Annotated in this window: 22 protein-coding genes; 7 read left to right on the forward strand and 15 right to left on the reverse strand. The window is 60.7% G+C overall.

What is annotated here, in order from left to right:
• The first annotated feature begins 31 nt into the window (after positions 1-31).
• Genes HMPREF2757_RS04315 through HMPREF2757_RS04325 form a run of 3 tightly spaced genes read left to right on the forward strand, consistent with a single transcriptional unit; the run spans position 32 to position 2,886 of the window.
• Positions 32-1,204, forward strand: a complete 1,173-nt coding sequence (locus HMPREF2757_RS04315; protein WP_070573685.1) for an amidohydrolase — start codon at positions 32-34, stop codon at positions 1,202-1,204.
• Between the two features lie 33 nt (positions 1,205-1,237).
• Positions 1,238-2,344: an adenosine deaminase gene (locus HMPREF2757_RS04320; RefSeq protein WP_070573687.1), complete on the forward strand. Its 1,107-nt coding sequence runs from the start codon at positions 1,238-1,240 to the stop codon at positions 2,342-2,344.
• Positions 2,341-2,886 (forward strand): hypothetical protein, encoded by a 546-nt coding sequence (locus HMPREF2757_RS04325; RefSeq protein ID WP_083304093.1) that lies wholly within the window; start codon positions 2,341-2,343, stop codon positions 2,884-2,886. Before HMPREF2757_RS04320 ends, HMPREF2757_RS04325 begins: the two co-directional genes overlap by 4 nt.
• 99 nt (positions 2,887-2,985) lie before the next feature.
• On the opposite strand, the gene HMPREF2757_RS04330 is transcribed toward HMPREF2757_RS04325, so the two are convergent.
• Positions 2,986-3,696 (reverse strand): hypothetical protein, encoded by a 711-nt coding sequence (locus HMPREF2757_RS04330; RefSeq protein ID WP_070573689.1) that lies wholly within the window; start codon positions 3,694-3,696, stop codon positions 2,986-2,988.
• Between the two features lie 68 nt (positions 3,697-3,764).
• Entirely contained in the window at positions 3,765-4,274 is a 510-nt protein-coding gene (locus HMPREF2757_RS04335) for a MarR family winged helix-turn-helix transcriptional regulator (protein ID WP_070573691.1), read from the reverse strand.
• Positions 4,275-4,501: 227 nt separating this feature from the next.
• Here HMPREF2757_RS04335 and sucC point away from each other — a divergent pair, with 227 nt between their 5' ends.
• Both sucC and sucD read left to right on the forward strand, forming a co-directional pair.
• Complete coding sequence (sucC, locus tag HMPREF2757_RS04340; protein WP_070573693.1) at positions 4,502-5,671, forward strand: ADP-forming succinate--CoA ligase subunit beta; 1,170 nt, start codon at positions 4,502-4,504, stop codon at positions 5,669-5,671.
• 22 nt (positions 5,672-5,693) lie between these two features.
• Positions 5,694-6,596, forward strand: a complete 903-nt coding sequence (gene sucD, locus HMPREF2757_RS04345) for a succinate--CoA ligase subunit alpha (RefSeq protein WP_070573695.1) — start codon at positions 5,694-5,696, stop codon at positions 6,594-6,596.
• 426 nt (positions 6,597-7,022) lie between these two features.
• Here sucD and HMPREF2757_RS04350 read toward each other — a convergent pair whose 3' ends face one another.
• Positions 7,023-7,433 (reverse strand): universal stress protein, encoded by a 411-nt coding sequence (locus tag HMPREF2757_RS04350; protein WP_070573696.1) that lies wholly within the window; start codon positions 7,431-7,433, stop codon positions 7,023-7,025.
• A gap of 124 nt (positions 7,434-7,557) precedes the next feature.
• On the opposite strand from HMPREF2757_RS04350, the gene HMPREF2757_RS04355 reads away from it, so the two are divergent.
• Complete coding sequence (locus HMPREF2757_RS04355) at positions 7,558-8,838, forward strand: class I SAM-dependent methyltransferase (RefSeq protein ID WP_070573698.1); 1,281 nt, start codon at positions 7,558-7,560, stop codon at positions 8,836-8,838.
• Between the two features lie 106 nt (positions 8,839-8,944).
• Here HMPREF2757_RS04355 and HMPREF2757_RS04360 read toward each other — a convergent pair whose 3' ends face one another.
• From HMPREF2757_RS04360 to HMPREF2757_RS04405, 10 genes are all read right to left on the reverse strand, one after another.
• Complete coding sequence (locus HMPREF2757_RS04360; RefSeq protein ID WP_070573700.1) at positions 8,945-11,416, reverse strand: FtsX-like permease family protein; 2,472 nt, start codon at positions 11,414-11,416, stop codon at positions 8,945-8,947.
• Positions 11,413-12,156, reverse strand: coding sequence for an ABC transporter ATP-binding protein (locus HMPREF2757_RS04365; protein ID WP_070573702.1), 744 nt, complete (start codon positions 12,154-12,156; stop codon positions 11,413-11,415). The genes HMPREF2757_RS04360 and HMPREF2757_RS04365 overlap by 4 nt, the downstream gene beginning before the upstream one ends.
• Before the next feature lie 85 nt (positions 12,157-12,241).
• On the reverse strand, positions 12,242-12,907 hold the full coding sequence (locus HMPREF2757_RS04370) for a response regulator (RefSeq protein WP_070573703.1): 666 nt from the start codon (positions 12,905-12,907) through the stop codon (positions 12,242-12,244).
• Positions 12,904-14,118, reverse strand: coding sequence for a sensor histidine kinase (locus HMPREF2757_RS04375; RefSeq protein ID WP_070573705.1), 1,215 nt, complete (start codon positions 14,116-14,118; stop codon positions 12,904-12,906). Before HMPREF2757_RS04375 ends, HMPREF2757_RS04370 begins: the two co-directional genes overlap by 4 nt.
• Positions 14,119-14,212: 94 nt before the next feature.
• Positions 14,213-15,007 (reverse strand): MerR family transcriptional regulator, encoded by a 795-nt coding sequence (locus tag HMPREF2757_RS04380; RefSeq protein WP_070573706.1) that lies wholly within the window; start codon positions 15,005-15,007, stop codon positions 14,213-14,215.
• Between the two features lie 53 nt (positions 15,008-15,060).
• A complete protein-coding gene (locus tag HMPREF2757_RS04385) occupies positions 15,061-15,666 on the reverse strand; it encodes a response regulator transcription factor (RefSeq protein WP_070573708.1) in 606 nt (201 codons plus the stop codon).
• A complete protein-coding gene (locus HMPREF2757_RS04390) occupies positions 15,663-16,793 on the reverse strand; it encodes a sensor histidine kinase (RefSeq protein WP_070573710.1) in 1,131 nt (376 codons plus the stop codon). Before HMPREF2757_RS04390 ends, HMPREF2757_RS04385 begins: the two co-directional genes overlap by 4 nt.
• Entirely contained in the window at positions 16,793-17,554 is a 762-nt protein-coding gene (locus tag HMPREF2757_RS04395) for an ABC transporter permease (protein ID WP_070573712.1), read from the reverse strand. The genes HMPREF2757_RS04390 and HMPREF2757_RS04395 overlap by 1 nt, the downstream gene beginning before the upstream one ends.
• 3 nt (positions 17,555-17,557) lie before the next feature.
• On the reverse strand, positions 17,558-18,490 hold the full coding sequence (locus HMPREF2757_RS04400) for an ABC transporter ATP-binding protein (RefSeq protein ID WP_070573714.1): 933 nt from the start codon (positions 18,488-18,490) through the stop codon (positions 17,558-17,560).
• Between the two features lie 170 nt (positions 18,491-18,660).
• The gene (locus HMPREF2757_RS04405) at positions 18,661-19,287 is read right to left on the reverse strand and encodes a DUF6891 domain-containing protein (protein ID WP_070573715.1); all 627 of its coding nucleotides are present in this window, start codon (positions 19,285-19,287) and stop codon (positions 18,661-18,663) included.
• A 318-nt stretch (positions 19,288-19,605) separates the two neighbouring features.
• On the opposite strand from HMPREF2757_RS04405, the gene HMPREF2757_RS04410 reads away from it, so the two are divergent.
• The gene (locus HMPREF2757_RS04410) at positions 19,606-20,076 is read left to right on the forward strand and encodes a GNAT family N-acetyltransferase (RefSeq protein ID WP_070573717.1); all 471 of its coding nucleotides are present in this window, start codon (positions 19,606-19,608) and stop codon (positions 20,074-20,076) included.
• Between the two features lie 250 nt (positions 20,077-20,326).
• On the opposite strand, the gene HMPREF2757_RS04415 is transcribed toward HMPREF2757_RS04410, so the two are convergent.
• Both HMPREF2757_RS04415 and HMPREF2757_RS11875 read right to left on the reverse strand, forming a co-directional pair.
• The gene (locus HMPREF2757_RS04415) at positions 20,327-21,772 is read right to left on the reverse strand and encodes an ATP-binding protein (RefSeq protein WP_070573718.1); all 1,446 of its coding nucleotides are present in this window, start codon (positions 21,770-21,772) and stop codon (positions 20,327-20,329) included.
• Between the two features lie 105 nt (positions 21,773-21,877).
• Entirely contained in the window at positions 21,878-22,036 is a 159-nt protein-coding gene (locus HMPREF2757_RS11875) for a hypothetical protein (RefSeq protein WP_176745884.1), read from the reverse strand.
• Between the last annotated feature and the right edge of the window lies 1 nt (position 22,037).

Here is a 22,037-nt window from a genome sequence, read left to right on the forward strand (position 1 = left end):
TCGCCCGAATGCTGATTTGAACGGAGGCACAGTGATCCAGGCGGAAGTTGCGGCGTTTGCCGACGAGCTGCGGGACTTTCGGCGTGATATCCACGCCCACCCCGAACTGTCGTACCAGGAGTTCCGCACTACCGAGAAGATCGCTGAGCGACTGCGGGCCGCGGGTCTTAGGCCACGGCTTCTGGAGGAGACGGGACTCACGGTCGATGTGGGATCCGGCCCGCTCAAGTGCGGTCTGCGCGCTGACATCGACGCCCTGCCGCTGGATGACCTGACGAACACTCCCTTCGCCTCGACCGTTCCCGGTGTCGCCCACGCCTGCGGGCACGACGTTCACCTGACCTCGCTGCTGGGTGCGGCCCTCGTCCTCAACGAGATCGACCGCCGTCAGGGCCTGGGCGGAACGATCCGCTGCATTTTCCAGCCGGCCGAAGAAGTCACCCCCGGCGGTGCGCTCAAAGTCATCAACCAGGGCGTTTTGGAAGATGTGCCCGTCTGCTATGCGCTGCACTGCGACCCGGCTGTCGACGTCGGCAAGGTCGGTTCGCGCATCGGCGCGATCACCGCCGCCGGCGATACCGTCATCATCCGTCTGCGCGGGCACGGCGGCCACACGTCCCGTCCCCACCTGACGGAAGACCTCGTCTACGCACTGGGCAAGCTGGCCGTCGACCTGCCGGCGACCCTTCACCGACTGATTGACCCTCGCCACGCGATTTCTCTGGTGTGGGGTGGTATCGAAGCCGGGCACGCACCGAATGTGGTGCCAGGCGAAGGGCAGCTGATGGGAACCCTGCGCTGTCTGGACGTCGACGGTTGGAACCAGGTGGCCGAAGTCCTGCCGGAACTCGTTGACCGCATTGCCGGACCATACGGGGTCGAGGTTGAGCTCGAACACCGCCGCGGCGTCCCGCCGGTGGTCAACACCGAAGACGAGGTCTCGTCAGCAGAAGCCGCCATCCGCCGCGAACTGGGCCCCACCTCGGTCCAGCTGACTCCGCAGTCCATGGGCGGAGAGGACTTCGCGTGGTACCTCACCCACGTCCCCGGAGCGCTCATTCGCCTGGGTACGCGCACGCCGGGTGGACGAACCTATGACATTCACCAGGGCGACCTGCTCATCGACGAGGATGCACTGCCGGTTGCCGTCCGCGTTTTCACAGCGCTTGCACTGGAGCGCCTGGGCTTCCACGGCGAGCCCTGACATGCGGTTTGCGGCAGTCGTTAGACTGTCCGCGTGGAAGAGAACCTGTTCCCGGTACCGGCCGGAGTGCACCCGGATGACCCGATTCTGCAGCTGCCCAAAGTCAGTCTGCACGACCACTTGGACGGCGGTCTGAGGCCAGCGACGATCATCGAACTCGCCGCCGGGGCCGATGTCGAACTGCCCGCCGACAATCCTGAAAAGCTGGGGGAGTGGTTCCGCACCCAGGCGGATTCGGGAAGCCTGCCGGAATACCTCAAAACCTTTGGTGTGACCGTGGGAGTCCTGCAGTCTGCCGAAGCCCTCACACGTGCGGCCCGTGAATGGACGCTCGACCAGGTGGCCGATGGCGTGTTCTACGCCGAATGTCGGTGGGCACCCGAACAGCACGTTGCCGGTGACCTCACCATGGACGATGCCGTGCACGCGGTCGAAAAGGGCATGGAAGAGGGCGTGGCGCTGGCAGCGCAGGAGGGCCGCACCATCATCACCGCCCAGATCCTCACCGCCATGCGGCAGAACGACAATTCGCTGGCGGTGGCTGAGCTTGCGCTGCGCAACCGCGACAGCGGGGTTGTCGGCTTCGACCTCGCGGGGCCGGAAGACGGCTTCCCGGCATCAGCGCACAAAGCGGCTCTCGACCTGCTGCGGGGCGAACTGTTTCCCACCACCCTGCATGCCGGAGAAGACGGCGGCCTGCAGAGCATGATGGATGCTGTCGCAGTCTGCGGTGCGGTGCGAATCGGCCACGGGGTCGACATTGTGCAGGACATGCAGATCACAGACGGCGCCGGCGAAATCGGCAGGCTTGCCGCGTGGGTGCTCGACAGGCAGATCCCGCTTGAAGTGTGCCCTTCGTCAAACATTCAGACCGGTGCGGCTCGGTCAATCGAATCCCACCCCATTACGGGTTTGAAGGACTTGGGCTTCAACGTCACCGTCAATCCGGACAACAGGCTCATGTCCCAGACGTCGGTGACGCGCGAAATGCGGCTGCTTGTCGAACACGCGGGCTGGGACATCATCGACCTCGAAATCGCGACCACCGCGGCTCTGCGTGCCGCGTTCATTCCATTGGACGTGCGTGATCGCCTGCTGGAGGAAATCGTGGTGCCCGGCTTTGAGCGGATCGACCTGTGAATCGTTCCAGTGGCTCATCGGCCCGCCCCGGTGACTGGCGTCGTGAAGAACGCCAGCGGCGCAAACGCGGTGAACCTTCGGCGATTCATTCGACACCGCGACCGGAAGTCGATCTTCCGCCGCGTCCGGCGAGCCTGAAAGCGGCGGTGGCTGCCATGGCTCTGCAGGGCGGCGCACTTCTCGTGGCTGCGGCCATCTACGTGTACGCCGGTCTCACCGGAGCCGGCAGCAGCCTGGGTTCGCTTGTTGGGCTGGCGCTCATGTTCCTGCTCATGGCGGCATCTATGTTCGGAGTGTCCCGCGGTCTGTGGAAATACCGCCGCTGGGCTCGCCCGGCTGCTGTCGCGTGGAACGTTCTGCTGCTATTCTTCGCCTGGTCTGTTCGGCCCGGTGTCATCAGCGCAGGCGGGGACTACATGTTCTGGGGGCCGCTGGTGTGCGGCCTGGTGACGCTGGTGCTGGTTTTTCTCCCGCCGACCCTGCGGGCCTATGACGAAGGCCTGCGCAGACAGGATGAAGCCGCACAGCGCGCCGCTGAATGAGCTGTGCGGCTGAGAGCTGGTGGCCCGCGGCGGTTGAGCGTTGGTGGCCCGCGGCTCAGCCTGCGTAGGCTGCCAGCGCAGACCAACAGCGGCGAAGCGTCAGCCGGCTTCGACGTAGTCGCCGCAGGCGGTGGCGAGAGAATCGCCTTCGAAGTCCCCTCCGCTGTCGCGCAGGTTGCGGCTGGCATCTTGGATTGCCCACCAGACTTCCGGTGAGGACAGCCATTCTTTGCGCAGACCTTCCCTCGCTCCGGAGTCCTGCGCCAGTTTGTCGGCCGCGCCGCCGATGGTGTCCTGTGCGTTTTCGGCGGTGCAGCGTTCTTCGCTCGTGGGGCCGTCGGGGATGAGGTCGTCCTTGGCCTCCGAGGACTTCGCGGTCAGGGCGTAATCACCATCGCTTTTCTCTTCGACGGTGAATGTTCCGGTGATCAGCGCAAATGTGCCATTGGCGTCAACGGTCGACTTCGGCGCTGTGACCTTGACGCTGCCCTGTGTGCTGGGGCTCAGAGTTACGGAATCGCCGTCGCCGGGTTCGTCTTCGGTCTGCATCCAGGCCCACAGGTAGATAGGGTCTCCGGAGTCAGCTGATCCCGCAAGGCTCTGCCACAGGGGGTCTTCTTTTTTCGGCCCCCCGGGGCTGACATCGACGAACTGACTGTCACCAGCGTTGTCATCTGCAGTCGCCGACGCGGTTGACTCCGCGGCAGCTGGGCTGTTCGAGGTGCCCTCGGCAGGGCGTTCACTGTCGACGACGGAGCATCCGACAAGGCTGAATGCGGCAACGGAACCAAGTGCGAGCAGGCGCTTCACGATGGCCTCCCAGGAAGACGGCGGTTTCTTTAGATTCTATGCGGGGTACACGAGTGCAGGCTGCCGGTTCAGTCTTCGCAGTCGCGCATGATCTGCAGGTCAAAGGACGCCGACATGGTGCGCAGAAGATCAGCCAGGCGGCGGGTCTGAGTGCCGGACATGCTGCTCATGAGTTCGTGTTCGCGCTCCAAGAAGTCCAACATGGCCCCGTCGACCCTGGCCAGCCCGTCCTCGGTCAGCTGCACTCTGACACCTCGGCGGTCCCCGGGATCGGGGCTGCGCGTGACAAGACCGGCTGACACCAGCCGGTCAATCCGGTTGGTCATAGTGCCGGAGGTGACCATCATCTGCTCTGTCAGCTTTGACGGCGACAGCTGGTAGGGACTGCCGGCGCGGCGCAGGGAGGACAGAACGTCGAACGACCACACGTCGAGACCGTGAGAGGCGAAGATGTCTTTGCGCGCCCGGTCAAGCAGCTTGGCCAGACGGCTGACACGGGACACAACCTCCATGGGGGCCACATCGAGGTCAGGCCGTTCACGCTGCCATTCGCTGACAATCCGGTCGACTTCGTCCATGCCCCCATAGTAGTTCGATCTCGAGATTCTCAACAACGAGCTAAATGGTGTGGGTCCGCTTCTGGCCCCTGCTTCCCTGGGAAAACCCAAAGTTTCGGACGTTGTTCACATCCTGGATGTCCAGAAGCGCATCGGTGTTTTAAGGTGGAGAGCGTTGACAAGCTGCAAGATTGTCTGAAACCCGTGCCGGGTCATGAGGCTCGGCAGAATCAACAGAAGGACTACACGTGGATCTTTTCGAGTATCAGGCCCGTGACCTCTTCGAGGAGTACGGAGTTCCCGTGCTGCGCGCTGAAGTTGCGCAGACTCCAGAAGAAGCTCGAGCCGCAGCCGAAAAACTCGGCGGCGGAACGGTCGTCGTCAAATCACAGGTCAAAGTCGGCGGCCGCGGCAAGGCCGGCGGTGTGAAGCTCGCCAAAAACCCTGACGAAGCCGCTGCCCGCGCCGAAGAAATCCTCGGACTCGACATCAAGGGCCACATCACCAAGCGCGTCATGATCGCCGAAGGCGCAGACATCGCAGAGGAGTACTACTTCTCCATTCTGCTCGACCGCGCCAACCGCACCTACCTTGCAATGTGCAGCAAGGAAGGCGGTATGGACATCGAGCAGCTGGCCGAAGAACGCCCCGAAGCGCTCGCCAAAGTCGAAGTCAGCCCGCTGAAGGGCATTGACGACGCCACTGCGCAGAAGATCGTCGACGAAGCAGGGTTCGACCCCGAAACCGGTGCGAAGATCGTGCCCGTCCTGAAGAGCCTGTGGAAGGTCTACAAGGACGAAGACGCCAGCCTCGTCGAGGTCAACCCGCTGGTCAAGACCGGTGACGGCAAGATCGTCGCCCTCGACGGCAAGATGACGCTCGACGGCAACGCCGAGTTCCGCAACAACAACCTCGCCAAGCTCGAAGACGAAGACGCTGAGGACCCCCTGGAACGCAAGGCCAAGGGCATGGGACTCAACTACGTCAAGCTCGACGGCGAAGTGGGCATCATCGGAAACGGTGCGGGCCTGGTCATGTCGACACTGGACGTTGTCGCCTACGCGGGCGAAAACCACGGCAATGTGAAGCCGGCGAACTTCCTGGACATCGGCGGCGGCGCCTCGGCAGAAGTCATGGCCAACGGCCTTGACGTCATCCTCGGAGACGACCAGGTCAAATCGGTGTTCGTCAATGTCTTCGGCGGCATCACGGCCTGTGACGCAGTGGCAAACGGCATTGTGAAGGCACTCGAGATCCTCGGCGATTCCGCATCCAAGCCGCTGGTGGTCCGCCTGGACGGCAACAACGTCGAAGAGGGCCGCCGGATCCTCGAACAGGCCAACAACCCGCTGGTCACTGTCGTCGACACGATGGACGGCGGCGCTGACAAGGCCGCCGAACTCGCCCACAACGCCTGATCCGCCCGAAAGGACTTTCTCCATGTCGATTTTCCTGAACAAGGACTCCAAGATCATCGTCCAGGGCATCACCGGCGGCGAAGGCACCAAGCACACCGCCCGGATGCTCGCCGCAGGTTCGAACGTGGTCGGCGGTGTCAACGCCCGCAAGGCCGGACAGACCGTCAGCCACAAGGACGCTGACGGCAACGACGTCGAACTGCCCGTCTGGGGCTCCGTGGGCGAAGCCATGGAAGCCTCCGGCGCTGATGTTTCGGTTGCCTTCGTCCCGCCGGCATTCTCCAAGGATGCCGCAATCGAGGCCATTGACGCAGGCATCGGCCTGCTGGTGATCATCACCGAAGGCATTCCCGCACAGGACGCAGCCGAAATCTGGGCCTACGCAACCGAAAAGGGCAACAAGACCCGCATCATCGGCCCCAACTGTCCCGGCATCATCTCGCCCGAACAGGCGCTTGCCGGCATCATTCCGGCAAACATCACCGGCGCAGGCCCCATCGGCCTGGTGTCGAAGTCGGGCACACTGACGTACCAGATGATGTACGAACTGCGTGACTTCGGCTTCACCACCTGCATCGGCATCGGCGGTGACCCGATCATCGGCACCACCCACATCGATGCTCTCGAGGCTTTCGAAAACGACCCCGACACCAAGGCGATCGTCATGATCGGCGAAATCGGCGGGGACGCAGAAGAACGCGCTGCTGAGTACATTAAGGAGCACGTCACCAAGCCGGTTGTCGGCTACATCGCGGGCTTCACCGCGCCAGAAGGCAAGACCATGGGCCACGCCGGCGCCATTGTCTCCGGTTCTTCCGGTACGGCTGCCGCCAAGGCAGAGGCTCTCGAAGCTGCTGGTGTGAAGGTCGGCAAGACCCCGACCCAGACCGCCGAATACATGCAGGAGATCATGAAGTCGCTCTGATGCGGTAGTGACCTGATGGCTGTGGCCGAGTGGTTGACCACTCGGCCACAGTCGTTTTTGTTGGGTTGCGTTGGTGTGGGTGCGTTCTTTACCTGGGGCACACCGGTTAGCAACAGAAACTCCCGTTAGCAGTGGTTGCTAAGGCGAAGATTCCGGCGAAGCGGTGTTTGTGTGCGGCTAAAGCGCAGATTCCGGCTAACGGGTGTTTTTGTGGGGCGAGGTGCTGCGGTGTTGGCCCAAAAATGCTTCGGCAGGCTGAGCAGTGGCGACTGAGTGCTTAACCCATAGCCTGGCAGTCCTGATTCTGCTAATTAGGTGGAATATCGAGGTGATCCGTGCGTTTTTGCCTCTATATTCCACCTAGACAGCAGAGCTGCCTGTTTAGGTCAGGCCGGTCGAGGCGCCGGTCCGGGAGGGGCCTACCGCTCAGAGTTCGTACTCTTCGGCTTCGCGGACCGAGAGCACCGGAACTTTGGCGTTGAGGATGATCTTCTGCGAAACCGAGCCCATGAACAGTTTGCCCACGGGGGAGCGGCGCCGAAGTCCGATGACGAGCATCGTCACATCGCTGCGCGCTTCGGTCAGTGCAAGCAGCTCTTCGGCAGGGTCATTGCCGCGCAGGTACTGCTTGACTTTGCCCGCAACGCCTTCGGCTTTCATATATTCGCGGGCTCGGTTCAGCTGGTCTTCTGTTGCGACTGCGCGTTCGTCTACTGCTTCGCCGACTCCGGCGTTGACAACGTAGAGTTTGTCGCCGGTCTTTTTGGCGAGCTCAACTGCTGCGGTCAGAGCTGCCTGGCCTTTGGTGCTGGGGGTGTAGCCAACAAGAATCGTCATGTCCCCAACTGTATCTGTGCCTAAGCAGAATTAGGGTGGGCAATCGGGCAGGTGCAGCGCATGCGATGCCGCGCAGCCCGCAGGTGCTCGGCCTGCCAGAGCAGATCTGATTAGAGTGAGAACTGTGACAACGGATGTTGAAAGCCCCGCGTGGGCGTCCCACGTGCAGCGTATGCGCGAGCACTTTCCTGCTTGGCCGGATGGTTTTCCGCTTTCAGCTTTTGTCTCGCAGTACCTGCTGGGCCGAATCGAGGGCCAGCTGAACATTTCGGGCCGCCCGGAAGCTCCACCTCGGCATCCGGTGCCGCTTGAAGATGATGCCTCCTTTGCGGTGCTTGATGATGCTGACGGTTCGGTGACTGCTGCGGTTCTGTCGCTGACTAGCGGAGCTGTCACGGTGTACGCGGATTTTCTTCCCCACGCGCAGCGTCTGCGCGCAATGTTCGGGGATTCGCGGGTGAGCGTTCGGCCGCTGCCCGGTTTTCCGCCGCATATCTCGGCCGGTCTCGATGTTCGCGGCGGCAGGCCGGCCAAGGCGCTTCTGGTATCTCCGAAGGCTCAGGCTGCGGTGGCGGACTATGCTGCTGCCCTGCGACCGGTGGTTGATGAGTTCATGGTGGTCGGCCGCGATAAGCACCTGTTCCGCGGCATTAACACGGAACTTGCGCGCACATTCGAGCGGGTAGATGTAACGCCGGGCCGGTATAAGTCGCGAATGATCATCGGCTCGACTCCAGACGCTGGGATGGGGCTCAGCTGTGCCCAGATCGAGCCGAACCGACGCATACTGCATGCGGGCATTCCGCGCGTTCCCGATTTCGAGGTGTCGGCTTACGGGGCGTGTTTCGGCGGGGCCGAGATCGACGGCGGTTCTGGTCTGCTGCTGCGCTCGCTTGCTGAGCGTCACGCTGTCCCTGCTGCTGAGAGTGCTGCCGAAACCGCTGACGAGGCACCTGCGGACCGCCCGCGGATCCTCGACTTGGGGTGCGGCAACGGGTGGCTGCTGACGGCTGCTGCTCATGTTCTGGGTCCGCGGAAGGCCGTGGGCGTCGATGCGTCCGCGGCGGCCCTTGCGTCTGCCCGGCTGACCGCCGAAGCGGGTATGCCCGACGGGGTTGAGTGGAGTATCGAGTATTCGGACGCGGGGGAGGGGCTGCCGCAGCAGGCTTTCGATGTTGTGGTTCTCAATCCGCCGTTCCATTCGGGGCACGAAATCGAAAACGAGACTGCCAGACAAATGATGCGCAGCGCGCTCGCGGTGGTGCGCCCGGGTGGGCGTGCGGTGGTCGTGTTCAATTCAGCGCTGCGGTACAGACCTGTGCTCGAAAGGCTGTTCGGCAAGGACAAAGTTGAGCAGTGGGCCAGGGACTGGCGCTTTACGGTGCTTGCTGCAGTGAAAAGCTGAGCCTGCTGAAACTACAAGCACAGGGCTTAGCACCGCGGCTGAAAAGCCCGGTTCCCAGCTGGTCAGCAGCTGGGAACCGGGCTTCACTTGTGGGATCGCTGAGGCTTTATCGTTGAGCAACCCCCTGTGCTGGCTGGGTGCGCGATGCTGCCAGGGCTGGCAGGAGTGATGCGATAAGCGCAGCAAGCACGGTCACAACCGCTACCAGGCCGAACATCAGCCATGGGATATCCGCTACGACGGTGATGCTATCAGAGGTCAGAAGCGACTTCACTGAGGCCCAGCCGAACAGAATCCCGAGCGCGGTGCCGACGACGATGGACACGATTGCCATGAGCGTTGCTTCGGCGGCAACCATTCCCGCGGCAGCCCATCGCGGCAGGCCCAGAGTGCGCAGAAGAGCAGTTTCCCGTTTGCGTTCGATTGTTGCCAGCGACAGTGTATTGCCCACGCCCACAATCGAAATGATGACCGATGCGCCCAGCAGGCCCAGCACAATGCCCATCATGATGGTGAGCGTCTCTGCAAACTCAGCCCGCTTGACTGCGCCTTCGCCATCGGCGGCGACATCGGCCTTTTCGAGGTCGCTGCGCAGCGTCGAGACCTGCGACACGCTGACGTCGTCGGCCAAGCGCACCCACGTCTGGCCCTCGGATTCCTTCAAGCCCAGGGCGGCGACGTCGTCTGCGTTTGCCAGAGTGGTGCCGGAGGGAACAGCGTTGTGGACTTTCAGCGTCAGCTGCACCTTTTTCTTTCCAGCATGAAGGGTGATTTCCTTGCCCTTGTATTCCTCAACATCGGTGTCAACGCCGATGTACAGCACGCCGGGTGGTGGAAGAAGATCAGTGCTGCGCGGCACACTGTATTTCTTGTTTTCGACACCGATCACCAGGGTCTCTTTGCTGTCCGGGTTGTGGCCCAGCGGCACAGAGGTCTTCGCCCGGGTGCCGGGCAGCGTGTTGACGTCTTTGACGATCTTTGAGTTCTCCAGGGTCTTGACAGTCTTGTCGGAACTCGAATACGCCACAAAGTCGATGGGGGCGAATTCGCTGAGTTCCGCGTCGATGGTCGTGCGCGTGGTCTGTGCTCCCATGAAGATGGTCGCCACCAAGGTTACGCCGATCAGCAGAGCCGCGGTTGTCGAAGCCGTCCGGCGCGGTGCCAGTTTGACGTTGCGGGCAACGAGGCCCAGCGTGGGTGAGCGGAAGACCTTTTCGCCGATGCGGCCTGTCAGCTCAACCAGTGGGGGAACAAAGACACGGCTGAGAACCAGCACACCGCAGAAGGCTGCGAAAGCACCCGGAAGGGTGAACATCATATCTGAGGACGCGGCCCCGACAGCAATGCCCAATAGCCCGAGTGCGGTCAGCAGCGCGCCGATCACCAAACGGACCCACGGGAAGCGCGTTGCCGGTGCTGGAATGTCTGCGGGGGCAAGCGCATCGATGGGGGATACACGCGTGGCTTTGAGGGCGGGTATGAACGATGCTGCCACAGTGACGCAGACTCCCACGGCAACCCCGGTCACGACAGCAAGAATCGGCAGCGGCGCAGTCTGGAAGGTCGACTGCATGAATGCTCTCAGTGCAATTGACAACAGGAGTGAAGCTCCCCAGCCTACGAGCACACCGATGATCGAGCTGATCAGGCCCAGGAGCGCACCTTCGGCAAGAGTGGCGTTGCGCAGCTGTGAGCGTGTGGCTCCCACCGCACGCAGCAGAGCGAGCGACCGGATGCGCGAAGCGACAAGCACCTGGAAGGTGTTGGAGATGACGAGAACTGCAACAAAGAAAGCTACCACGATGAACGCTGTGATGAACGCCACGATGGTCTTCGAATTTCCCGTGAGGTTCTCGATGCCTTCTTGCACCAGCTGATCTTCGGTGGAAACCGTGTAGTCTCCGCCGACTTTCGCGCCGAAGTCGTTCGTTTTCACATCGGCAGAGCCGGCCAGGGTCTTCGCAACGGCGGATTGGACTGTGGATACGTCTGCAGACTTGTCTGTCTGAATGCGAAGGTGGTCGAACTCCGGGGCCAGCTTGGCAGCACTGGCATTGGTCACCTGGAGCGCTGATTCCGGCATATGGCCGATCCCGGTGATGGTGAACGTGACCTTTGATTTCTCTGGGTCTGGAACGAAGGGGAATGTCAGTTCGACCTGGTCACCGATTTTTTTGTTTTCCTCTTTGGCGACTTCTGTGTCAAAGAGGATTTCGTTCGGTTTGGACGGAGCCCTTCCCGAGTCCACTTTGATTTCGCTGTTCTTGGGCCATACATTGACCAGGGCGACACCTCCGGAGGCGAAAGTGGCGAAAGACCGTTCGATCCGCTGTGTTTCTTTGACTCCTGCGGTGTTCTCAATTGCCTTCTGCTTTTTCTTTTCTAAAGGCCCTTCGTTGCTATGCTTCACCACCAGGTCCGCGCCCGCATACTGTGCGGCGAGCTGAGCTCGCATGGTGCTTTGGAAGGACGCCAGAACACCCATGACGGCGACAACGAACGCCACCGAAACGATGATGGTGATAGCGGCGGCGATCAGGCGCGAACCGCCGGAGCGAAGATTCGCCTTGACAATCATTTGGTGACCTCCAGAAGAGCCTGGGAGATCGCCTCGACCGTCGGAGAGTAGAGCTCGCCCACAATGTATCCGTCAGCCAGCATCACAACGCGGTCAGCGTAGGCGGCTGCCGCTGGGTCGTGGGTGACCATGACGACGGTTTGGCCCAGTTCGGAAACGCAGCTGCGCAGAGTCTGCAGAACCTCAGTTCCGGAGCGTGTGTCGAGAGCGCCGGTGGGTTCGTCGGCAAAGATGACATCCGGCTGATTCACCAGAGCGCGAGCAACCGCAACGCGCTGCTGCTGGCCGCCGGAAAGTTCGTGCGGGCGATGGGTCAGACGGTCGCTGAGACCGAGGTTGTCTACGATCGCGTGCTTGAACTGCGGATCGACCTTGGTGCGGGCGAGCTTCGACGGGAGCATGATGTTTTCGTCGGCTGTCATCGCGGGAATCAGGTTGAACGCCTGAAAGACGAACCCCATGTGGTTGCGTCTGATCTTGGTCAGTGCGGCGTCGCTGATGTCCGTGATCGTCCGTCCGGCCAGTGTCACAAAGCCGCTGTCCGGGCTGTCCAGGCCGGCCAGAATGTGCATGAGCGTGGATTTTCCTGAACCCGAAGGACCCATGATCGCGGTGAACTGGCCGTCCGCGATGTCAATGTTGAAGTTGTTGAACACGGTCAGGCGGGCTTCGCCGGTGCCGAAGGATTTGCAGATTCCGCGGGCGCTGATCGCGGTGCTGTATTCAGTGGAAGTTGTCATGTTCCCACTATCGCGGATTCACCTGCTGAGAACATCCGCCCGGAGGATGCTTCTGACCGCAGGTTCTCATCCTTGGGGATGAGGCTCACACAATCCCGGTCTCGTACGCCAGGATGACCGCGTGAATGCGATCGCGCACCTGAAGCTTTGCGAGGATGTTGCGCACGTGCGTTTTCACCGTGGGAGCGGCCATGAACAGCTCGTCTGCAATTTCGGCATTGGTTTTGCCGTGGGCGATCAGCTCGAAGACTTCGCGTTCGCGCGACGTGAGCCGATCCAGTCTGCGCGTCTGTTCAACCGGCGGTGCAGGCTCTGCAATGACGGTCTCCAAAAGCCGACGGGTGGTTGAAGGCGCAATGACAGCGCCGCCGCTGTGTGCCTGGCGGATGGAATCCAGCAGCACCTCGGGGCGAGCATCTTTGAGGAGGAACCCGCTGGCACCCGAACGCAGTGCTGACAGTGCGTATTCATCTGTGTCGAACGTAGTGAGCACGATGATAGTGGGCAGTCGGGGAAGTCGCCCGGCATCGCCCATGGCGAGGATCTCAGCGGTGGCGGATAGGCCGTCGAGAACGGGCATGCGAATGTCCATGAGGACAACATCGACCGGGTGCGCCATGACCACGTCGATCGCTTCGCGGCCGTTTTCTGCCTGCGCAACGACCTGCATATCGTCTTGGGAGTCGATCACCATGGCAAAACCAGCCCGCACAAGAGCTTGGTCGTCAACGAGAAGTACGCGAATAGTCATGAAATATCCTCTGGAATAGTCAGCTGAACAAAGAACCCAGTGTCTGTCGGCTCCGCGGTGAGTGTGCCGTTGTGCACCCGCGCACGCTCCCGCATGCCCTGAATCCCTGATCCTGAACCGGGCACCGCCGATTCTTCGCCGTGTCCGGTGGAGACAATCTGGGCGACAAGCGCTTTGTCGCCAGCCTGCACGGTGACGTCTGCGTGGGAATCCTGGCCGCCGTGTTTCAGGGTGTTGGTGAGAGCTTCCTGTACCACTCGGTACACCGCAAGCTCAGCCGCTGGAGACAGTTTGGGCAGGTCAGGCAAAACATTCAGTGTGACGTCCAGCCCGGCTGAGCGCACGTTGTCAGCGAGGGTGCCGAGGTCGTTGATGGCCGGCATGGGAGCAGTCCTTCTGCCGGACTCGCTTGCGCGCAGGACACCAAGGATGCCGCGCAGATTCCCCAGGGCTTCCCGCCCGGTGTCTGCGATGGTTTCCAATGCAGACACCGCGGCTTCGGGTGAGCGTGCGGCAGCATAGCGGCCGCCGTCTGCCTGGGTGATGATCACCGACATGGAGTGGGCGATGATGTCGTGCATTTCACGGGCAATGCGCATGCGCTCGGCATCAGAGGCAAGCCGGATCTCGTTTTCGCGTTCCCTTTCAAGAAGCGCATTGCGTTCGGCGATCCACCGTATGTCATCGCTTCTGCTGCGACGATACGTTCCTGTCATCCACGCAAAGGCGACTGTCATGAAAGGAAACACGGAGAAGACGGCAACAAACAGCAGGAGCTCGCCCGGCGAGATGTGTTTCGGGTAAATGTCCTGCCGATAGAATTCCGCCGCTACACGCAGCGTCAGCAGCAGGGAGGCAACAGCCCCCAGTGCTAAGAAGATCTTGCCCCACCGCTTGGGCGCATAGGCGGTGACAGAGTGCACGGTAAGCGGAACTGCGATGAGCGAAGGGTGAGGGACCTCTATCCCCACAAGGTATAGAAGCCCTGTTGCTGCCACAGTCCAGCCGGTGAACAGAGGAAAAGTCCGCCGAAAAACAAGTGAGGCGCACATAAGAACAAGCGGCACAGATCTAAGAGTGCTGAGCGGGTCGGGGGCGGCTGGATCGACCAGCGCCAAAAGCGTCAGCGGAGCAGCGAAGACAAGGGAGTCATAAACCCACTTGCGGGCCGAAATGAACCGCAGTGCTCTCAGATGCCATGGACTTTCCATAACCACAAGTCTAAGAAGCCCGGAACGGGCTTTCATCGTCCTGCGGTATGAGTTATTCAGCTGCGGGCTGAGGAGATTGTTTGCCTGATGGAGACTACTCCCACTGTGGGCTGTCGAGGTTCACACCGTGTGTTTTTGCAGCGGCTTCAATCGCATCGGCAAGCCAGCGTGCAAGGCCAGGCTGTCGGTCCTCGTAGTGCTTGGCGAAATCTTCATCAGCGATGTAGCTGCGCGAGATCAGGTAGTGCTTGGCTGGGGTGACGGGAAAGAATTCGCTGAGCACTTTGCGGTGCTGTGCTGCGAGGTCGGCTGCCTCCGCGCTGCAGACCGACACGTTTCTGCGAACCGCTTCGGCCAGCTTCGCTTCGACCGCGTCGAACCTGCTTTTGTTTGTGGCCCAATCGTCGTGGCTCCAGGCTGCTGTGCGCTGTTGGCTGATGCTCCAGTCGTCGGTGTCGCCGTATGTCTCTTCGGCCTGAGCGTGGTGTTCGGCAAAGCGCGCTTCTCCGAGGATTTCGCCTATTTCGTTCAAGCTTGGCTTCATTGAGCTTTCCTCCTTTGCTATCAGTCTGTCGATTGCCCTGAGCATTTCTTCGGTCCGCTGCATTTGGGACGTCAGTATTTCGCGCTGTCTGCGCAGGTGGGCAATGTGGTCTGTGTCTGAGTTCAAGACGTCCTTGACTGCTGTAAGCCTCATGCCGGTGGCTCTGTAGATCATGATCTGCTGGATCGTCTCAAGATCAGCACGCGTGTAGATTCTGTAGTTCGACCGGCTGCGCGCCGAAGGGCTGACAAGGCCGAGCTCTTCCCAATGGTGCAGAGTGCGCACCGTTATCCCGAACTGACGGGCAACCTCCCCGACTGAGAAGTGTTCTTCTTCGCTGTTCATGCACACAATTCTGCTGTCTGACGCCGCGTGAGGGTCAAACAGATCTGCGCGAACTAAATCCAGCCGTGAGCCTTTGCCAGATGGGCAGCCTCGAAGCGGTTGTCCGCGCCGGTCTTCGACATGATGCTGGAGATGTGGTTGCGCACCGTGCCCGGTGTTAGGTGCAGCGCTTTGGCGATGGCGGGGGAGCTCTTGCCCTGAAACAGGTGCCGGCACACTTCCGCTTCCCGTTGGCTGAGGGGATTGTCGGGTGCCAGCAAGCTGTCCCGGGCAAGTGTTGGGTCGATCACGCGCAGCCCGGCGTGGACCCTGCGAATTGCTTCGGCTAGCTGTTCGGGCGGTGTGTCCTTTACGAGGAACCCGTCCACACCTGCCTCCATCGCGTCCTTGACGTAGCCGGCTTTGCCGAAGGTCGTCACAATCAGGCAGCGGCACGGGTGTTCGGCCAGTTCTTTGGCCACGTTGAGGCCGTTGAGTCCAGGCATTTCGATGTCCAACAGTGCCACGTCGATGGGCTGTTCCTGCACCAGGCGCAGGGCTTCGGTCCCGGTGGCGCAATCGGCAGCGACCTCGATGTCCGGCTCTGAGTTCAGCAGTGCGATCAGAGCTCCGCGCACCAGCGACTGATCCTCAGCGACGAGCACTCGAATCGTGTTCACTGAACGGCCTCCTCGGCGGCGGTGTCATCGTCAATCAGCACGCTGTCGCCGGTCATTGTGATCAGAACTGTGCTCAAGCCCTTCTCGCGGCGCATGATGAGCTGCCCGCCGGCGGCCTCAACCCGATCGCGCAGACCAGCCAGTCCACCCACCTCGTGTTCTGCAGAATCACCATTGAACCCGCAGCCGTCGTCGGTGACCTGCAGCTTGTCCGCGGTTACGCGCACCCAGCAGTTGTCCGCCCCGGAGTGCCGGATTACATTCGTCGTCAGCTCACGCAGACCCCAGGAGAACACGGTGTCGTGATTGCCCTGCGCGGTGAGAGGTTCGGGAAGATGAGCGGTGATCCCCCTAGTCTCCAACGCTCGGCGTGCCCCCTGCAGCTCTCCGGCGAAAGTGGGCGTGCGCATGCGGGTGACTGTCGAACGGACCTCTGCCAGGGCCAGGCGGGACAGATCGCTGATCTCCTTGAGCTCCTGCTTGGCCTGCTCCGGGTGGTTCTCTGCAGCACGGCGTGCAACTTCGGACTTCAGGTTGATCACCGTGAGCGAATGGCCCAGGAGGTCGTGAACATCTGCGGCGATGTCTTCTCGCTGCTGCGCGAGTTCCAGTTCGTGCAGCAGCTGGTGGCGGGATTCGTCGTACTGGCTGAAAACGCCCACCCCAACCAGCAGCAGGGGAATGAAAAACAGGACGAAGGCTGCCCAGCCGAGGTCTTCGGGAGTGCTGAGCCATACCGCGACGGCTCCGGCAGCCCCCGTAGCCAACACGATGGGCAGGGCTTTCTTCAAGGTCACCGTGAAGCCCAGCATCGCGGCCAGATAGGGGGCGAAGACCACCGCACCCGTGTTGATCACCGGCACGCTGGCCAGCGCAATCGCCAGCAGAACGGCCCACCTGAGCAGCACCCGCGGAAAAAGCGCCCAGCGGTGCGGGCAGGTGTTCAATGAACCGAACGCCCAGAAGTAGAACAGGCCGAAGGCGAACACGCACACAGTTATCCACGCTTTGGCTCCGGCGCCCAACACGTCGCCGGTGTAGACCTGCACCAGCATCGGCCCCAGGAGCACCAGCCATATCGAGGCGAAGACCGCGTTGCGCAGCTGGAAGCTGTCGAAGAGGCGCATCAGCTTCGGTTCTTGTCGCGCTTGCCCATGAACAGGCAGAAGCCCACGAAGATCGCCGTCCATACCGCGATGCTAACCCAGGCGTGCCACATCGGCTCGTACACCAATTCGGTGCCGGCTATGTGTCCGCCTTCGGCCAACGGCCAACGCACCAGCGTCATAGCGCCGAACATCGGGGTGAGGCGCCCCACATCCAGCAGTGTTCCGCTCAGCGGCATAAATACATTGCCCGCAAAGGCTAGGATCACGATCGACGCGGTGGCCACGGATACTGTGTTCTCCTTGGGGACCAACAGCGCCCAGGCCAGACCGTAGAAGCCGAAGGGGATCGAGCACAGTACGCATACCAGCAAGCTCAAAGCCCACTGGTCCGGCTGCATCTTGGCTCTGGTGAGGGCTCCGACGATGAACACAGCCACGATCGGCAGCACGGCGCGCACGGCAATGCTGACGCTGTTCGCAAAAGCCAGCTGCCACGGGTGCAGGGGAGTCAGCGCCAATTGGCGGCCCCAACCGCTTCGGCTGTTGGTGACGTGGGATCCAGCTGCGCCGACTGCGCCAACGACACCGGCGTAGAAGGCCATGCCCAGCATGACGAACGCCGCGTAGTTGCCGCCGTTGACTTCGTATTCACCGTAATCCTGGAGTGAACCGAAGAGCAGGTAGAAGAAGATCGGCAGTCCGACGCTGAAGAACAGGGTGGGCATGTCCCGGCGCAGGCGAAGGAGCTCGTGACCGGCGAATTTCAGGGTGGTGCTCATTGCTCAGGCCTCCTGGTTGCTCTGTGTCAGCGTGAGGAAGGTGTCTTCCAGGCTGTGGCTGGTGATGGTCAGGTTGCGGGCGTCCGTTTCGGTCAGCAGGTACCGGGCGAGTGCGTCGGAGTCCTCGGTGGTGATGTGCAGGCGACTGCCGGTGGCTTCGGTGCTTTTCACCTCGGGCAGTTCTGTCAGATTCGGGAATTCGTTCGGGAACTCGGAGCTGACCACGCAGCTTGCGTTCATGTTGCGCAGTTCCTCGGTGGTTCCGTCTGCGACGACCTCGCCCCTGTTCATCAGGACGATGCGCCGGGCGAACTGATCTGCTTCCTCCAAGTAATGGGTGGCGAAAATGATCGTGCGCCCCTGCTGGGCCTGGTGCTCCATGGACTTCCAGAAGCGGCGGCGTGCACCGGCGTCCATTCCGGCGGTTGGTTCGTCGAGGATGAGGATGTCCGGATTGCCCAGTATTGCCAGGGCAAAGCGGATGCGCTGCTGTTCGCCGCCGGAGCATTTGCCCACGCGGCGCTTGTAGACGGTGTCCAGGTCGGCTTGAGCGATGACGTCCTTGAGCGGCAAGCGCTTTGGGAAGGTCGCGGCGATCATTTCCACCGTGTCCTTGACCGTGAGTTCATTGAGCAGGCCACCGGTCTGCATGAGCGCGCTGATGTTTTGGCCGTACACGGCCTGCTTGGGGGCCTGGCCCATAACGCTGACGCTGCCGGAGCTTGGTGTGGTCAGCCCCAGGATCAGGTCGATCAGCGTGGTCTTGCCCGCCCCGTTGGTGCCGAGAAGAGCGATGATTTCTCCCGGATGCACGGTGAGGCTGGTGTCTTTCACCGCGTGCACGGGATTGGTGGAGCGTGCGTTGAAGGTTTTGCCTATTCCGGTGAGCTCTATGGCCGGAGCTGGTTGTGCCGTAGGTATGTGCGCCGTATTCATGCCCTTCAGGCTAGAAAGGCAGCGTGCAAGGCGGGCATATCTTCTGTCACCACATGCCCATGACATTTGTCATGGGCATGTGGGGTGAGTTGGTTGATCTGTTCAGCAGCCCGCGCTCGGTGGTCCGCACCCTTGTGGAGATGTCGGAACCGGACGGGAGAACCTCCCGTTTACGGGAAGTCTGGTGCGAGTTTTACTTCGTAGAGCAGGTTGCTGCATTTGATGCGGGCGGATGCGTCTCCGTCCCATTCGGGGTTGAGGCCACGTTCAGTGAGCTCGTTGTATACCCACCGCCCAGTTTTCTCGTGTTCTTCCTTGCTTGCGATCATGGATGAGAAACCCACGTAGAGCACACCGGTGCTGATCAGGCGGTCCACGTCTTGTATGGTGCAGCAAGCGTAGTCATTGGAGTCGTAGGCGCGGGCTTTCCGTTGTGCATAGTAGGCGGCTTCGCTCTGGTCGAAGCCCTCATCGAAGGACCACGCGATACCGGCCTCCTCGAGAAACCAGCCAACGTCATAGATCGATTTTGCATGCGCAGAGGTTTTTGGGACCAGGCGCCGGTATTCGTCGCTGACCAGCTTGATGTAGTCCTCGATCCTCTCCGGGCGAGGGTTGAGCCTGGATTTCTGTTCCTGCCACGGCTCAAGGTCGATGAGCTCGTTATAGCGTCCGAGGATCTGCTCGTAGGTTTGGCCGTGGCATAGCTTCATCGAGATATCGCTCTCGATCGTCTCTTGAATAGACATCGAATCCGATGGGGGATAGGCAGAATCAAACATTGCGTGGCGAGTCATGATGCCACCCTACAGAGGTGTGCTTCTATTGGGATAGAGGGCGGGGGCAGGTTCCGACCATAGGTGTCTGGCGGTTATTCGCATGGCTGTGAATGAAGATCGCAGAACCGCGCTCCACTTTTTGGCCGAGTTGTGGTCCACGACGGTTGCGGACTGCTTGTGGTGCCCGAAGAGGCGGGGTGGTGCGTCATCGCGCCTGTGGATTCGTTGAGGGGCACAACCTGCCTGCCTTATGCCATGATTGCGAAAACGTAACTGGTCACGGTGGACGCCGGCGTCTGCCCAGTGGCCTAGAAGGCTTGACAGCTGGGGATCGGTATGGAGTTTCTTGTCAAAGAAATAAAGGACAAAGAACAGAAGGCTGAAATTGCCAGGGAAGTGCTGAACGACCTTCCTGAGTGGTTCGGTATGCCTGAAAGCACTGAGGAATACATAACTGATTCGCAGGATAAGCCGCTCTTGGCGTCCTTCCATCAGGACGAAGTGGCTGGGTTCCTGGTTCTCAATGCAACCAGTCCGGACTGCGCAGACATATTTGTGATGGGAGTTAAGAAGAAGTTCCATCGCAGTGGTGTGGCCACACAGCTGAACGACGAGTACGAAAAGCTGGCGAAAGGTTTGGGCTACTCATACTCGCAGGTCAAGACTGTTCAGTCGGGCCACTATGACGAGTATGACGTGACGAACAAGTTCTATAAATCGGTGGGCTATAAAGAACTCGAAGTGTTCCCCACTCTGTGGGATGAATGGAACCCCTGTCAGGTGTTCATCAAATATTTAGGCGACTGACAGCACAGGTATCGGAAGTCTGAGGCCCTGCGCCGTTCTTGGTTGCTTGGAGCTTCTGCCGGCCGTCGGGCAGTACGTGTTCCCTCATCAGGCTTTCCACCCAAGGCGCAGGTCTGAAGCCTGCCTTGAAGCGTCCCCAGCAGCTTCCCACTTAACTTCCCGCTCAACATAACACTGTGGGAAGCCGAGTGGGAAGTTAAGTGGGAAGCTTGTGGTGGTCCGGTAGGCCAGGGCTTCTTCCGCAGAGCGGCTATGTCTTGATGCGGTAGCGCTGCCGAGGGCTTCTCAGTGGTTCAGTGCGCTCGGCGACGCCTTCGGCGATGAGTTCGTTTACTGCTTTTTGCACTGCTGTACGGCTTAGTCGTGTTTCTTGCACAAGTTCTGATGTGGAAGCAGAGGCCTGGCCTTTCAGCGCGGTGAGTACTTGGTCAAAGGCGCTTGCGTAACGTTCTTTTTCTGCCACCCTTCGCCGGTGAAAGACAATGGTGAAGCTGTCCAGCCGGTTGATGTATTCAGGTGGTGGCATGAGGGCGTCGGCGAGCGAGCGTTGGATGACAGCGATGCCTGTGCCCCTGTTTTCAGCGACGACGCCTGCTCCGCCTCCATCATCGTGAAACTTCACGTCCTCAAGAAACGAAGAGAGGCGTTGGTTTCGGGTTGAGCTCACGCCTGGCTTCCCGAGGTTCCGTACGGTGACACCTCCATACAGTCCTCCCGGGCTCGTGATTTCAAGACGATCAGCGAACATGTTGATCTGCACCTGGCTGCCTTGCGCGTGCGGTGAGTAATCGCGGTGCATGAGGGCATTCACAAGCGCTTCGCGTACTGCGATAGGGGGATAGTCCGGCAGGTCTGAGCGGTACTTTTCGCCGATAAGCGCGGCAGTGCGCATGTTGTTCTTGACGGTTTCGATTCCTTCGTCAACGAGCTCCGGGATGGTTCCGGTGAGGGTTTTACTGTCTAGGAGTCGAACCCCTTCGGTAACGGAACCCTTGGTTGTCCCCGGGAAGTTGGCAAATGTCACTGTGAGGCGCGGATAGAATTCCTGCGGATACTCACCCATGACAAGCAGCGACGCTAGGGTCGGGTGTCCGTCCTTAAGGATGCGCAGACGTTTCATCGCGGTTTCGGTGCCGTCGTTAAAGGTTTTGGGGCGGCGTTCGTGCTGAACGGTCATGTAGGCATTCACGGTGTCTGAGTGCAGATCTTCAAGCCGTGCTTCTGTCACTGACTGTTCGTCCCATTTGGGTTGGGTCCGCTCCTCGATGAGGCGGTCGACTTCGTATTGCGTAAGTCGGACGTCACCGTCGCCAACTCGAATATAGCTGCCGCCATATTTCCCCTGGTCAGTCACGTAGCAGGGTTTGTCTTCGGACGTCATTTCATTGACTTCCGCTACAACAACTAAGGAGTCCTCAAAGGGGACTATGTTGATGAGTGGCCGTACTGGGGGTGTGGTTTGGGCACATCGAGTTTCCAGTGCGTCCTGAGCTTTCGCTGCATCGAAGCCCTCCAGGGGCAAGAAGCCGTTTGACTCATCGAGCCCCAAGATGATGAGGCCGCCGTTGGCATTCGCGAACGCGCTGAGAGTTTCGCGAATCGACTTGCCTGCATTGCTCTTGACTTCGGTGGGCTGGTTGTCCGTTCCTACCAGCCGCAGTGCGTGGACGATTGACTCTAAGCGTTCGGTGTCCATCGAGTGCTCGCTAACTTCCCACTTAACTTCCCACTCAGCATAACACCGTGGGAAGTTAAGTGGGAAGATTGCGGGAAGTTGGGTAGGAAGTGCGGCAGTACGAGGTCAGCCGAGGTATTTGTTCAAGATGGTGTTGCCTTTGACGTCATCAGCCGACGTCGCCGAGGCGCTCGACCGGCCCGTTTCCTCGATTGCGACCACGTCGGTCATCACGGTCAACCGCAGCGACATCAACCGATACCTCGTATCGACCTTCGTGGCCACG

The organism is Brevibacterium sp. HMSC063G07 (genome assembly GCF_001810665.1).
In the GTDB taxonomy this organism is placed as follows: Bacteria; Actinomycetota; Actinomycetes; order Actinomycetales; family Brevibacteriaceae; genus Brevibacterium.